Raw genomic sequence first — 14311 nt, 5'->3', positions numbered from 1 at the left:
AGGCGGGTTAAAAAATCAACAGCCGATTGATCTGTTCGAATCACATAAGGCAAAGTTTGTTTGGTAAATTGGGGACTAACCTTTGCTTGATAGCCATGGCGTTTGGCAAGTGTCTCAACAATCTCCCCAACAGTTTTGTGATCAAAATGCTCACTCACCTGTTCTTTGAGCTCTTTGCGCATGGAGGCGCTTTTACCGCAAAGCCGCAAAATCTCTCCATCGCTGCCCCCACAACTTACAACCGATTCGACAACAAAACACCCCATAAATGCACTGATGCTGTTCTCATAACCAAAGATCACCTGTAGCGCACTGTTGCTTGAGGGAACCTCTAAATCATTGCCACGATCATCAAACTCTGCTTCAAATGTATCGGCTTCATTCCCGGCATGGTCCGTAATGGTTGCGGTTAAAAGACGCTGGTAAAAAACCTCATGAACAGGTTTGTCTCCCACCTTGACCATAATAAAAGGGTGTGTACGCATTAATCCCATAACCGCTTCACCATGCTTTGGGGATTAGACAACACAAATTCAGGCAGAATGACCTTTAAGCCCCGTGGCAACAGAGCACCATATCTCGCAATACCTGGATTGGCTTGCAAAGTGGCCTCACAATAACCTCTGATCGCTCCAACTTGCGAACGATCCCCTAACACAGCCATAGCATGTTGAAAGCAGATCAGATCAAGACTCATATCTTCTAGCTCTACCACGAGATGCTTTTCTGGTATCTTCATGGCGTTTGTTCCCCTTGGAAATATTGATCATATCCCACTTGGTATTGTCCCACCTGATATTGTCCTTGTGGTTTTCCACCATCGAAAAACGGTAACAAGCTAATGGCATAGCGAATGCGCTGGGATTGACCAGAGCGACTGATATAGTCATGGTCTTTATTGATCGTGGTGATTACTACGGATCCATGGAGAAGGACACTATAGGTCGTATCATTAATCCAACGAAGCATCTGGACAGGCTTTGCTCTTCGAATAGTTGTAGTGATGGCATCTATCGCTACCCGGTCACCAAATTCTTCTGGAAACCAAACTCCATGAATGGTTTTGGGATCATTGCCATAGCCGGTAAATTGCAAACTGGGTGCCTTGCCAAAACGCTCCATACAAACCCATGAGGCAGAAAACTCTTCCTCAAAGGATTGGAAATTTAGCCAGTCTACATAGAAGAGATGTGGTCCTAACATTAGCAAAGGATCTCTCATAGACGCCCTCCCCTTGATTGTGTCATTACTCTGTCCCGCCATGCAAGGCATTGGCGCGTGCCCGTTGCAAAGCATGAGCAACCGCACGACCAGTGTCCATGGGTTCACGCGCCCCATTGACATGCACTGTGACATTTTGATTGTGTGTGATAGTGGAATGCTCTTTGCCTTTTGCTTCTGTGAAAGGGGAATTTGCACGCCCCGCCCCTGCAAATTGTGCAATCGGTTGAATGGCTGTTTTCCCCCCAAAAAAACTTGGCAAAAACTCTCTTACATCAATGGAACCAATCCACCCCTTAATGCGGCTAGGCAAAGATTTACAAAAATCGCTCAACTTTGTGATGGGTGCCATAAAGCCATCGACAATCGAATTAGTCAGATCTTCGCCCGCTTGTTCCATACTAGCCTTGGCACCCTCCGAGAGCTTTTCGCGGACAAAAAAGCTTCCCAACCAGCTCCAAAAGTTGGAAAGGCTTTGTTTAACGCCCTCCCACAAATTGCCAAACCACTCGGCAACAGAGGAAAGCTCTTGTTTAAACTTTTGCCAAGTTTGAGAGAGATCAAAAGCAGCAGCAATGATGTTTTTCCATTTGGTGATGGTGGTGGGTTCAGCACCAAAATAAACCAAGACGTGTGCGCCAGTCATGGTAAAGCGCAACACACGTAGAACAATGTTAAAAGCCATCAGGGCGGCAATGGTTTTGATAATGGCGCTTGTTAAAACGGGATGGTCCTTGCCCCATGCCATTTTACAAAACGCGCATTTAATGGTAAAAAATAACCATAAAAACAATAAATTATCACGTATTTCTAACTAATCTCACCTCTTCCCACTTAGTACAAAACCTAATGTCAAACTACATCCAACGGAGTTTTGTATAGTATGTAGCCTTTCGGAAATTGTGGCTTATCAGCGGATTCTACATATTTTTATATTTTATTTGTTCAAAGAAGACACTGAGCACTCAAAGAACCCTCAACGCTCTATTAAAGCCTTCTCTCATTTTTGCTGTCAAAAACTCATTCGATACATAATGTAGGTAAGAACAATCAATTATCACATATCCACTCTAATTTCACCTTTTTCTACTCAATATAAAGTAAATTACACACAGAAATATTTATTATTTATTAACTTTAAAACTATAAAATCTTTCATTTTTTTGAAAATGTACAATATTAAAAACACTACTATTCTTATTTATATTATATTTTTTTATTTATTTTATATAACTATATTTCTTTAATTATACATCAATAAATATTAAAATAAATAAATATTGATATAAAATAATATATATCACTAATAAAAAACTTATTTTTAAAATATAATTATATAAAAATACATTATGAAATAAATTTAATATTACATAATTAAACATAAATACAACTTTAATTTTGACAAAAAAAGCAATATCTATTTCCACTTCTGCTTATGAAGTTAGCGGGAAAATGAATGTTGGGGGCTTTAAAAGGAGTAGACTGATGCCTAAAAAATTTCTTCTATCCTGCACAGCAATTGTGGCAGTTGTACTTTCTGCTATCAATCTTAATGCACAAGCTAAAAATCTTGAAATTTCAGAAAGTAAAAAAGAAGTTTCCAACGAAACCTACGAAATTATTCACGCAAAAAAAGGTGGTCAAATTATCGGCAAGCATTTGACGATAATCGGAAACAAAAAAACAAACACCAACATAGGCACAAATGCGCACGCTATAACAGCTGAAGGTTCTAACACTGCGATTGAATTACTGGATGGTACAACCATTAAAGGAACTGGTTCTAGCATTTTCTTCGGTCTTGAAGCAAAGGATGGTGCTACACTGAAAATGACTGGGGGAACTATCACAGTTTCCAACACTGGCACTAAATTCTTGAACAGTAAGAATGCTGAAAACAAGCTAAAAGATATAATAATATCAAGTGGCAAAGGCAAAGCTCCACTAACTTTTGCAATATTTGCAGACAAAGACAGTGAAGTCACTTTAGAAAATGTAAAAGTGACTAAGGCAACGAATAGCGTTACAGCAAATAATAAATCTGAAATCACGATATTGGGAGGATCATTTGATGCCACAAAGGCAGCAATATCTGCTTACAATGGCAGTCGCGTAACTCTAACTAACAATGTTCAAACTACATCATCTCATGGCACTGGACTCCATGCAACAGATTCAGAAACCACAATCGAAATGACGGGAGGAAGCGTAATCACAGAAAAAATGGCGTTGGTTGCAGAAAATGGTGGACATATCAAGGTCACGGATGTTGCGTTAACTGCGACGAATGATAAAATCGGAACAGTTGTCGCCGGCGGTCCGAACAGCATGATTGAATTGCATGGAAATACAACAATTAAGAATGCTGTAATCGGTCTTCATGCACAAAATAGTGGAATGATTAAAATGATCGGAGGAACCATTACAGCTTCTGCAATCGGTGCTGATTTCTATAATAGTAAGAGCGATGGAAACAAGCTAGAAAATGTGAAAATATCGGGCAGTAACCATAAAGAGCCTAAAATCACAGGAATAGGTGCCGACAAGGAAAGCAACGTCACTTTAGAAAATGTAACAGTTACGCAGGCAAAAAGTGGCATAGTTGCAAATAATCATTCTAAAGTAACGGTTTCTGGAGGATTATTTGAGGGCAAAAACGTAGGGGTATACGCTGGAAACGGCAGCAACATTACTTTAACCAGCAATAAAAAAGGTAACGTTCAAGTTACATCAACATCATCGAATAGCAAAGGACTCTACACAAATGGTTTACATTCTACCATCACAATGACGGGAGGAACAGTAACCGGAGAATTAGCGTTGGTCGCAGAAAACGGTGGACATATTAAGGTCACGGATGTTGCTCTAACAACAAATGAACATGGGGGCAAGGTCACTGATGTTCCTATAATAGGCGCAGGAGTCAATAGCGCTAATAGTATGATTGAATTATATGGCAATACAACGATTAAGAATGCTGGTGTTGGGCTTGTGGCAAGTAACGGTGGCGTAATTAAAATGATTGGGGGGACTATTACAACTTCTAAAACTGGTGTTGGCTTCGTGAACAGTAAGAGCGCCGAAAGTAAACTAGAAAATGTAATAATATCAACCGGTAAAGATAAAAATTCAGGCAAAGGAATTCTTCTAGAGAAAGAAAGTGGTCTCACTTTAAAAAATGTAAAAGTGACTCAAACAGGCAACAGCGTAATTGCAAATAATCGTTCTAACATAACAATCTCTGGAGGATCATTTGATTCAAGCTATGCAACAATATGTGCTCAAAACGGTAGCAGTATCACCTTAACGGACAATGCTCAAATTACGTCACATGATGAAGCAGGCCTCTATGCACGAGACTCAAAATCCACAATTACAATGACAACAGGAAACGTGACAGGAAAATATACAGCCTTAGAAGCAGACATAGGTGGCCATATTACGGTTACAAATGTTGCTTTAAAAGCAACTAATAATGGCAATGGTGTAGCTGCTGGTGCAGCTGCCTCTGGCTCTAACAGTGTGATTGAATTGCTTGGCAATACAACGATCAGTGACGTTAAAATCGGAATTGATGCGCAAAACGATAGCACAATCAAAATGATCGGAGGAACCATTACTGCTTCCGAAGCAGGCGTTCACTTGTTAAAAAACAAGAGCAATAACAAACTGAAAGATGTAACGATATTAAATCGTAAGGATAATGCACTACTAATCAATGCAATAATTGCAAGAAGAAGTGCCATTACTTTAGAAAATGTAACCGTTCCGCAAGCAATCAATAGCATAATTTCAGATAATGGTTCTCAAATAACAGTTTCTGGAGGATCATTTAACGCAAAAGGTGCAGCAGTATCTGCTATAAACGGCAGTACTATTACTTTAACTGACAATGCTCAAATTACATCATCTGATGACAGTGGGCTCTATGCAAAAGATTCAAAATCCACCATCACCATAACGGGAGGAACAGTACAAGGTAAAACTACTGCATTATTTGCCGGAAACGGCGGACATATTAAAGCCACGAATGTTACTCTAATAACAGCAGATAATAACGGATTCGGTGCGGAAAGCCAAGATGTTGGCAGTTTAGTTGAATTATATGGCCATACAACGATTAAAAATGCTGAGATCGGACTTTATTCAGAAAATGGCAGCACAATCAAAATGAGTGGAGGGACAATAATTGCCGAAAATAGTGCATTTGTTGTAAATAATAATGGACATATTGATGTAACAAATGTTTCTGCCACAGCAGAAGATAGAGGTATCGCATTTGAAAAGTCTAAGAACAATAGAACATCAGAAATCAATTTAACCAATACAAAACTTCATATTAAAAACGGTACTGGAATTAATGCAAATGAATCAATTGGTAAAGCCAATCTCAAAAATTCAGAAATCCGTGCCAATGTTTTATTAGTAACCGAAGCTTCAACGAAAAAAAATGATTTCACTTTTACACTAAACGCCGATCGCTCCATCTTAGACGGCAAAGTGAGCACTGAAAAAAAATTCAAAACAGTCTTTGATTTGCAAAACAATACGAAATGGACATTGAAAACAAGCACAAATAAAAAAAGCCAGAACAAAAAACTGCTTGATATTGCTCAAAGAGCACGTTCTGATATTTCTGTCCTTAACATCAATAACAGCTCTATTGTTTTTGAAGAGCCAACTGAAAATCATTATCACACGTTGCACATAGGATCTGGCAGACCAAATACTAAAAAAGTCTACAATGCTACAGGAAAAGCAGAAATTCATTTCAACGTCGAATGGAGTGATAGTGCTGCCATAAACAAACAAAAAGCTGACCATCTTCTGATTCACGGTGATGTTTCAGGTACTACACTGGTTTATATCACTGGACATTTAGAAAAGAACAATATTAAAGCAGACGCTTCTGCTCTTACCAGTGCACGTGGTCTTTCACTCATTCAAGTTTTTGGGAAAGTAAATCAAAACTCTTTCAAACTTGCACAGGACTATATCACAATAAGTGGTTCACCTTATAAATATATACTGAAAGCTTATGGACCAAAATCAAACCACAGTAAAACAAATGCTGAACAAAACCTTTTAGGAGAAAATAAAAATTTCTGGGATTTTCGCTTACAACCAGTACTGCTTGATAGCGACTCAAAAGTAAAAACCATCGTGCCATAAATACAAACTATTTTATCATGCCATGTGCTCTCTTGTATGCTGGATTGACCAATATGGCTAAGCAAAATGCAACTGTTAACCAATATGCGACATTTGTCTTAAGGAAAGAATAAGACAAACGGAATGGCTTTTTCTTATATACCTATGGAAAAACAGGAAGCTTATTTTTTGATAAGTAGTACTTCTAGTAGATATGGTTATAGCAGTGCTCATCTTCGTTATGCTTCTCTACAAGGAGGTGTTAACTTTGTCGCGCTAGAAGGGAAAAATATCTACAACACATTTTGGTCTTATAGAAACCTATGGACAACTCTCTTTGCACTCCAAAGAATATGCAAGACAGCAAGTAAGAGCATATTGAATAAATGGTCATTTCACTCACCGCCTATGGCAGTAAACAGCGTGACAGTGGTTTCTATCTTGATACGCTGTTTATCCTATGGATTCCTAAAGAGAAAGATCACCAATGCCCTCATTAGTACAACCACAAAATTGAAAAATGCAAAAATGTTGGCGATCTCCACAACTGTTAGCAAACAATTTGCAACGGGTATCCAAGGCGTAACATTCGAACCGCAGGCACAGCTTGCCTATCAACATTTGATGTTTGATACCATTAAAGATGCTGATAATCTGACCATTAAGATGCAAAATCCTTCTCAATGGATAATCCCGTGTTGGTGGACGTTTGACAAAAACCATTGCCACTGAAAACAGCCGTCCTATGTCTTTCTATGGAAAAGTAAACTTAATCAAAACCTTTGGTGATGATCAGACATTCCATATTGATAAGTATTATAAATGTGACCCCTCGGGAAGTTTCGTTGAAGGTGGCCCACAATTGTCCGCTAACCTCTCCCTTCATGGTGATGTCAGCTATCAACAAAAGCTTCAAAAACTGGTATAAGTGGTGCAAGCTTTTCAGGAGGAATACTCTATCAGTTTTAAATCAAGACTGTAAAAATAGCCTATTCAATTTAACAAAAAGGCAGCATATTGCTGCCTTTTTGGTTTATTATAAGCTGTTTTTAAGCGCTTTTTTAAATAGAGAACAGCGAAATATTTGAAGACAGTCATTGACCATTGGATGTTTTTTACAAAAAATTCTTTTTATAAAGAATAAAACTGTAAAAAAGAGAACAACCAAAAACAAAATGATATTGTAAAATAATGAGAAGCTTTTCTAGAAAATACAACATTACTATCGTTTGTTATTTCTCACGAATTTAATGCTTAAAATTCCAAAATAAAACTTTTGAACATAAAATGATAAGTAAAAAATAATGCAATAATATCAAACAAAGGGATGTATGTTATAAGTCACTCATATATTTCAAAATGGAAGTTCTAATAGGATTTAAAATATTACAGCTCAAACACTGCCCAGAAAATTCATACTGAAAAAATCCTATTATCCCCTTCCCTCTTAACAATGCCGCCAAACATCTCCAGAAACTTCAAAACAAATAAAATTGCATTTTCTCTTCTGTAAAATTGATCATGCTCTTTGCTCTCTATGGACAATAGGCTCTATACTTGCTTCAAAAAACTCCTTTGTATAATCGTGTTGCGCATGTAGATTACGCAATTCATCATTGCTAAGCTCTTCAAGAATAATCCCTTTATGCATAATTCCAACACGTTCACAAATATGTGCAACAACAGCAAGATCATGGGATACCATTAAATAAGTAAGCTTTTTTCTCACGCGCAGTGATTTCAACAAGTTTAAAATTTCAGCCTGTACCGACACATCCAATGCAGATGTTGGCTCATCAAGCAACAACACCTCTGGCTCAATAATTAAAGCACGTGCAAGAGCAATACGCTGACGCTGCCCTCCAGACAACTCATGAGGATAACGATAAAGAAATGAAGAATCTAAACCAACGGAATCTAAAGCATCCTCCACCCGCTCTCTTTGATTATCCATTCCATGGATTTTGAGCGATTCAGAAAGAACCGTATGGACCATTTTTCTTGGATGCAGCGAAGCATAAGGATCTTGAAAAACCATTTGAATACAGCGTAAAAAATCCTTACTTCTTTTCTTTTCAACTTCTTGTCCAGCAAAAAGGAATTTTCCACTATAATCTGGAATAAGCCCCACCAATGTATTCAAAATAGTTGACTTTCCACATCCGGATTCACCAATCAAACCATAAGCTTCACCACGCTTAATATGAAAATTAACATTTTTAACAACTGTTACTGCCTTATGCCTATGACCAAAAGTTACAGATAAATTAGAAACATCAATAATATTCTCACAATTTGTCATGAGGAACCTCCTCAACGCCATTAACAATCGTAGGATTATACAACCAATCAGGATCACGCTCAGGAACAGCCAAAATATCAACTGGATTATCAAGCCGTGGCAAACTCGCGAGCAACGCCTTTGTATAAGGATGACAAGCGTGAGACAAATCAGAAGCAGGCAACTCTTCTAAGACACGGCCCGCATACATCACCAAAATACGATCACAAAAATCAGCAATCATATTTAAATCATGACTAATGAAAATAAGTCCCGTTCCAGATTTTGTCACAAGTTCATCTAATACAGATAAAACTTGTCGTCTGACCGTAATATCAAGTGCAGATGTTGGCTCATCAGCAATAATTAAATCAGGTTTTGGAATGAGCATCATTGCAATCATCACGCGCTGCCCCATCCCCCCAGATATTTCATGAGGAAAGAGACGCATCACATGTTCAGGATCACGAATATGAACAGATTCTAACATAGATATGGTGCGCTCCCTCGCTTCAGCTTTTGAAACACGGTAATGAATACGGTAAGCCTCCATAATCTGTTCCCCGATCCGTATTAATGGATTAAGTGAATATTTGGGATCCTGTAAAATCATTGAAATACGTTTCCCACGGATTTTTCGCATCTGAGGTTCACTTGCGGCCAATAAATCAACATCCTCAAAGCGCATTTTTTTAGCTTTAACAATGGCTGCTTTTGGACTCAATCTTAGTATTGCGCGCCCAGTCATCGATTTTCCAGATCCGGATTCACCAACAATTCCAATTTTTTCTTTTCCAACAGAAAAACTAACGCCACGCACAACTTCTGAAATGCCGCGCGTTGTAGGAAAAGAAATACGTAAATCTTCTACTTCTAATAATTTATTACCCATTGCGTGGATCCAATACATCACGAAGACCATCACCTAAAAGGTTGAAAGCAAGACTTGCAAATAATATTGCACAGCCTGGTATTGCCGCCAACCACCAATTTGTCATCATAAATTCCCGCCCTGAAGAAAGCATCGCACCCCATTCAGGACTTGGAAGTTGAGCTCCCAACCCTAAAAAACCAAGACCAGCAGCCGTTAAAATAATTCCAGACATATCCAAAGTTAATCGTACAATCACTGAAGGAATACACATGGGCGCAACATGAAACAAAATAATTCGCCAAGCAGAGGCCCCTTGCAGGCGAACTACAGAAACATAATCAGAAGAACGTATTGTCAAAGTCTCAGCACGTGCTAAACGTGCAATTGGTGGCCATGCTGCAATTGAAATTGCAATAGAAGCATTTTCAATCCCTGGTCCCAATGCGGCTGAAAATGCAAGAGCTAAAATCAAACCTGGAAAAGCAAGAAAAATATCGACAATGCGCATGAGCACAGTATCAACCCATCCGCCCATATAACCAGATACAGTTCCAACAATAAGCCCTATTGGACCTACAATAACTGTTGTAAGAAAAACAACATAAAGAGTAATACGGGAACCAAAAACAAGGCGACTAAAAATATCACGTCCCAATTCATCTGTTCCAAAATAATGCGCCATAGAGGGTGGCTGCAACCGATGCCCCAGATCATTGCTAAGAAAATCATGCGTAGCAATCCAAGGAGCAAAAAATGCACATATGATAATAATACAAATAATAAGCAGACCGAATACAGCCGAAAAGTTATGAAAAAACTTAGCCAGTGCGTGATAAATTCTTTGTATGTTCGCTTGAATTATGGAGTTTGGAACAGGATCGTTTAACCAACTACCCAAAGAAGATGATGATTGCGATTTATGATGATTACTTACTGTCATATTCAACGTGTCCTTGGATCAAAAATGCGATAAAGCAAATCAGAAAATAAATTAATGGCGACAAAGATAAATCCTACAAGTAAAGTACATCCTACAACTGCATTCATATCTCCGGCTAAAAGAGCGTTTGTCAAGTAATGTCCAAAACCAGGCCAAGCAAAAACTGTCTCCGTTAAAACAGCCCCTTCTAATAAAAAAGCATAAGAAAGTGCAACAACGGTAATAATTTGAACAGCAGCATTTCGAAAGGCATGCCCCCAAACGGTTCGCGCCCACGATAATCCCTTTACACGTGCAGTAATGATATATTCCTGATTAAGCTGCTCAATCATAAACCCACGAGTCATACGGCTAATATAAGCCATAGCACCGAAAGCCAAGATCAAAGCAGGCATAATAACGTGACTAAAAACATTACCAAAAGCCTCCCATTGTCCTTGGCTTGCAGTATCCCAAAGGAAAAATCCTGTTTTTGGTTCAAAAGAATATTCATAAAGAAAATCAAGTCGTCCTGGGCCACCAACCCAGCCAAGCTTGGCGTAAAATATTAACAACGCCATTAATCCGAGCCAAAATGTTGGAGTAGAATAACTTACAAGTGTAAAAACACGGACAACATAATCAATAAATGAATCGCGATACATTGCTGCAAAAACACCAAATGGAATTCCAAGACTTGTGCCAATAACAATAGCAACGGTTGCAAGCTCTAATGTTGCAGGAAACACACGCATAATATCGGCTAGAACAGGTCGCCCAGAAGTTAAAGCATCTCCAAAGTCAAACAAAAATACATTATGAAGATACTTCCAATATTGGACAATCAACGGCTTATCAAGACCCAGCTTATAATACATTGCATCATAAGCTTCCTGACTGATATTATCACCAAGAATAGACAGAACCGGATCTAGAGGAAGAAGATGACCAAGAAAAAAAGTGATCGTCACCAACCCAAGCAATGTGATAAAAACTGAAATAAGAAGTTTCAATCCTTTGCATAAAAAATCCCATAAAAATAATTTTTTCTGCTTTTCTGATACAGCTCTTTCAGTCTCTGAAAGTGGCAAAACCATTATAAAAATCCCCTCTGTAGCGACAAAACATAAAGCAAATACTTTTTTATATAACAAAACAATCTCTTATTAAGCATGTTCTACAATCCTTTTCTATAACATGCTTCTTTTTATTTTTCTGCTTCATTGTAATAAAGTCTATAACTGTTCCAAATCCATTTTTTGACATCAGGCCCCATACCAACGGTATAATATGTCTGAAATAAATAAACCATAGGACCATGCTCTAGCACATAATGCTGTAAAGTACGATATTGCATGATACGCTTATTGGGGTCTTTCTCAAACAAAGCATCCATCACCATGTTATTAATATTTTCATCATAATACCCAGCGCGCCAAGCTAAATACATATTGTGCTTTTTTGTAAATGTTGGATCAGGGTTAAACACGTGATTTAATGAAGCAGGATGTCCATCAGGATCGGCACTCCCCCACCCCATAATAGCAGTATCATAATTTCCACCACGTACACGGCTCAACAATTGATTTTGTGCCATTTTTTCAATTGTAAGCTCAACACCAATTTTGCGTGCATTGGCTTGAATAGACTGTGCAACAGACGACATATAACTAAGGCTTCCAACTAAAAGATTAGCTTTAAACCCATTAGGATAACCAGCTTCAGTAATCAGTTGTTTTGCTTTTTTCAAATCCAACTGAAAAGGCAAACCTTCTTTTTCATCTAAAGCACCTGGAACACCTAAAGACATATAAGTTGCCCGAGGAATAGCAATCCCTTTCAAAACAGTTTTTCCAAGACCTTCATAATCAACCAAATAACGAAGTGCCAATCTGACCTTTTCATTCGCAAAAATTGCATTCTTATTATTTAACGATAAGTAAATAATCTGCGGACGCAAAACACGACTAATTTTGACTGGGCCTCCTTTTTTTTCAAGATCTAAAATATCCTCCGAAGAAAGATCACGCACTATATCCACATCACCTTTTTCCAAAAGAAGTCTTTGACTTGATGAATCCGCTACATGCTGCACAACAATCTGCTTAATTTTAGGCACATCGCCCCAATAATGTTGTGTCGCCTCTAACACAACTTTATCTCCTGGAGACCAGCTCACCAATTTATAAGGTCCAACACAAGCTGTATGTGTTGCTAAATATTTATTCCCCATATCACCGTTAATACTCTGTGCTTCAATTGTTTTCCGATCAAGCAAAGCAGAAGCATAAGATTGTCCAATAACAGTCAATATGAGCTGAATAGGATAGGGTTTATCTAATTTTAATTGTAAAGTCTTATCATCAAGAGCCTGAATATTTGTTTCAATATTGTTTTTGGTAAACCCATAATCCATTAAAGATTGAGCATAGCTTAATCCTAATTTAATAATCCGTCGCATCGACCATACCAAATCTTGCGCTGTAGCCATCCTTCCATCATTAAACTTTAAATCATCACGAAGATGAAAGACTATTCTTTTGCCATTGTCTAAAACGTCCCAAGATTTTGCCATAGCAGGGCGAATTTTTGTAGGATCATGCTCATCATATTGCACTAACGCGCTGCAAATATTCGTTAATAACTCACTCGTCACAACCTCAACAGTTTGCGCTGGATCAAAACTACTAATTGAATCAATATTCCATGCCATTACCAATATATCTTTAGATGAGGCACTGAATGCCGTTGTTACAGCCCCATTAAAAAAAATGATTGAGCTTAATAAAATAGAAATTTTTTTCAATATTCTTTGTTTTCCCATTTTATCTCTTCCTTTTGTATTCTTCTACCTTTTCACACAAAGTGATTGTGATTTTGCTTAAATAGCATAGCATTAGACATCAATTTCATTTAATCAAACTAAGCATCTATAAAATAATTTTCTTATACATCAGTCTATATTCGGGATGCAGAGAATCTATAACCATAAACAAAGATCCTCCCCAATATAACTTTCTATATTCATCGCTCCCTATAAACGATCTTAATTATATACTACTACACAAACATCCCTCACAGTTTCATCCTTAAAAAACTGAAGAGCTTTATATGGGAGAATATTTTCATCATGCAATTATAATTAAGCTCTTTTTAGCTTTGATAACACTAAAAAGACACACTTATTTTTCAATTTTACTATAAAAAATTTGTGGCGCACTATTCCAAACCCACTTTTTGACATCAGGTGTCATCGCGATAACGCTATATTGTTGAAAGATAAACGCATAAGGTCCTTTTTGCATTAATTCACGTTGTAAATCAGCATAGAGTTGCGCTCGTTTTTGCGGATCTTTTTGAAACAACGCTTCTTCAACTTTTTGATTCATCTTAGCATCAAAATACCCATGCTTCCAACTAGGATAGGCTGTATTTCTAGCCTCAAACCGATTATCTGGATTGAAAATAAGACGTGAAGCCATTGTATGAGGATCCGCAGAATCATTATTCCATCCGATAAAAGCCGTATCAAAAGCTCGAGCATCCACTTTTGAAAATAACTGTGTACCTGCTACACGTTCAATTTTAAGACGCACGCCCGCCTGTGCAGCACTATCTTGGAGTGACTGAGCAAGTAACAAAGTATAAGGAGTGTTTGACACGAGAAAATTTGCCTCAAATCCGTTCGGATAACCAGCCTCTGCTAAAAGTTGCTTGGCTTTTTGAATATCAAGTTTAAAGGGTTGCCCCTCTTTTTCATCTAAAGCCCCAAAGTTGCCAAGAGGAATAAAACTGGCCCGTGGAACACCAACACCTTTGAGAAGCTTCTTGCCAAGACCTTCATAATCTATGAGATAGCGCATCG

At 37.9% G+C, this 14311-nt stretch carries 13 protein-coding genes; 3 read left to right on the top strand and 10 right to left on the bottom strand.

The window, feature by feature from the left end; genetic code table 11:
- The 4 genes from ACFIO5_RS08395 to ACFIO5_RS08380 all read right to left on the bottom strand — a co-directional run.
- A partial coding sequence (locus ACFIO5_RS08395; RefSeq protein WP_375684217.1) for a phage late control D family protein occupies positions 1 to 485 on the bottom strand: 485 nt, incomplete at its 3' end.
- A complete protein-coding gene (locus tag ACFIO5_RS08390; protein ID WP_375705234.1) occupies positions 485 to 739 on the bottom strand; it encodes a tail protein X in 255 nt (84 codons plus the stop codon). The genes ACFIO5_RS08395 and ACFIO5_RS08390, both read right to left, overlap by 1 nt.
- The gene (locus ACFIO5_RS08385; protein ID WP_375705233.1) at positions 736 to 1221 is read right to left on the bottom strand and encodes a phage tail protein; all 486 of its coding nucleotides are present in this window, start codon (positions 1219 to 1221) and stop codon (positions 736 to 738) included. The genes ACFIO5_RS08390 and ACFIO5_RS08385 overlap by 4 nt, the downstream gene beginning before the upstream one ends.
- 25 nt (positions 1222 to 1246) lie before the next feature.
- The gene (locus tag ACFIO5_RS08380) at positions 1247 to 1969 is read right to left on the bottom strand and encodes a phage tail tape measure protein (RefSeq protein WP_375634939.1); all 723 of its coding nucleotides are present in this window, start codon (positions 1967 to 1969) and stop codon (positions 1247 to 1249) included.
- A gap of 737 nt (positions 1970 to 2706) precedes the next feature.
- Here ACFIO5_RS08380 and ACFIO5_RS08375 point away from each other — a divergent pair.
- From ACFIO5_RS08375 to ACFIO5_RS08365, 3 genes are all read left to right on the top strand, one after another.
- Positions 2707 to 6393, top strand: coding sequence for a right-handed parallel beta-helix repeat-containing protein (locus ACFIO5_RS08375; RefSeq protein WP_375705232.1), 3687 nt, complete (start codon positions 2707 to 2709; stop codon positions 6391 to 6393).
- A 123-nt stretch (positions 6394 to 6516) separates the two neighbouring features.
- On the top strand, positions 6517 to 7104 hold the full coding sequence (locus ACFIO5_RS08370) for an autotransporter outer membrane beta-barrel domain-containing protein (protein ID WP_375628227.1): 588 nt from the start codon (positions 6517 to 6519) through the stop codon (positions 7102 to 7104).
- On the top strand, positions 7082 to 7300 hold the full coding sequence (locus tag ACFIO5_RS08365; RefSeq protein ID WP_375612277.1) for a hypothetical protein: 219 nt from the start codon (positions 7082 to 7084) through the stop codon (positions 7298 to 7300). Before ACFIO5_RS08370 ends, ACFIO5_RS08365 begins: the two co-directional genes overlap by 23 nt.
- A 591-nt stretch (positions 7301 to 7891) precedes the next feature.
- Here ACFIO5_RS08365 and ACFIO5_RS08360 read toward each other — a convergent pair.
- The 6 genes from ACFIO5_RS08360 to ACFIO5_RS08335 all read right to left on the bottom strand — a co-directional run.
- Positions 7892 to 8674, bottom strand: a complete 783-nt coding sequence (locus tag ACFIO5_RS08360; RefSeq protein ID WP_273790734.1) for an ABC transporter ATP-binding protein — start codon at positions 8672 to 8674, stop codon at positions 7892 to 7894.
- Positions 8661 to 9545, bottom strand: a complete 885-nt coding sequence (locus ACFIO5_RS08355; RefSeq protein WP_273790733.1) for an ABC transporter ATP-binding protein — start codon at positions 9543 to 9545, stop codon at positions 8661 to 8663. Before ACFIO5_RS08355 ends, ACFIO5_RS08360 begins: the two co-directional genes overlap by 14 nt.
- The gene (locus ACFIO5_RS08350) at positions 9538 to 10467 is read right to left on the bottom strand and encodes an ABC transporter permease (protein ID WP_273790732.1); all 930 of its coding nucleotides are present in this window, start codon (positions 10465 to 10467) and stop codon (positions 9538 to 9540) included. The genes ACFIO5_RS08355 and ACFIO5_RS08350 overlap by 8 nt, the downstream gene beginning before the upstream one ends.
- Before the next feature lie 2 nt (positions 10468 to 10469).
- On the bottom strand, positions 10470 to 11543 hold the full coding sequence (locus tag ACFIO5_RS08345; RefSeq protein ID WP_375613823.1) for an ABC transporter permease: 1074 nt from the start codon (positions 11541 to 11543) through the stop codon (positions 10470 to 10472).
- Between the two features lie 110 nt (positions 11544 to 11653).
- Positions 11654 to 13270 carry an ABC transporter substrate-binding protein gene (locus ACFIO5_RS08340; protein ID WP_375612275.1) on the bottom strand — a complete coding sequence of 539 codons (1617 nt, stop codon included), beginning with the start codon at positions 13268 to 13270 and terminating at the stop codon, positions 11654 to 11656.
- A 358-nt stretch (positions 13271 to 13628) separates the two neighbouring features.
- Positions 13629 to 14311 (bottom strand): ABC transporter substrate-binding protein (locus tag ACFIO5_RS08335; protein ID WP_375684179.1); only part of this gene is annotated, 683 nt, incomplete at its 5' end.

The sequence above is a fragment of the Bartonella sp. AA86SXKL genome (assembly GCF_042196885.1).
Note: the sequence above shows the minus strand (reverse complement) of the source record. Positions and strands in the feature narration are given on the sequence as shown.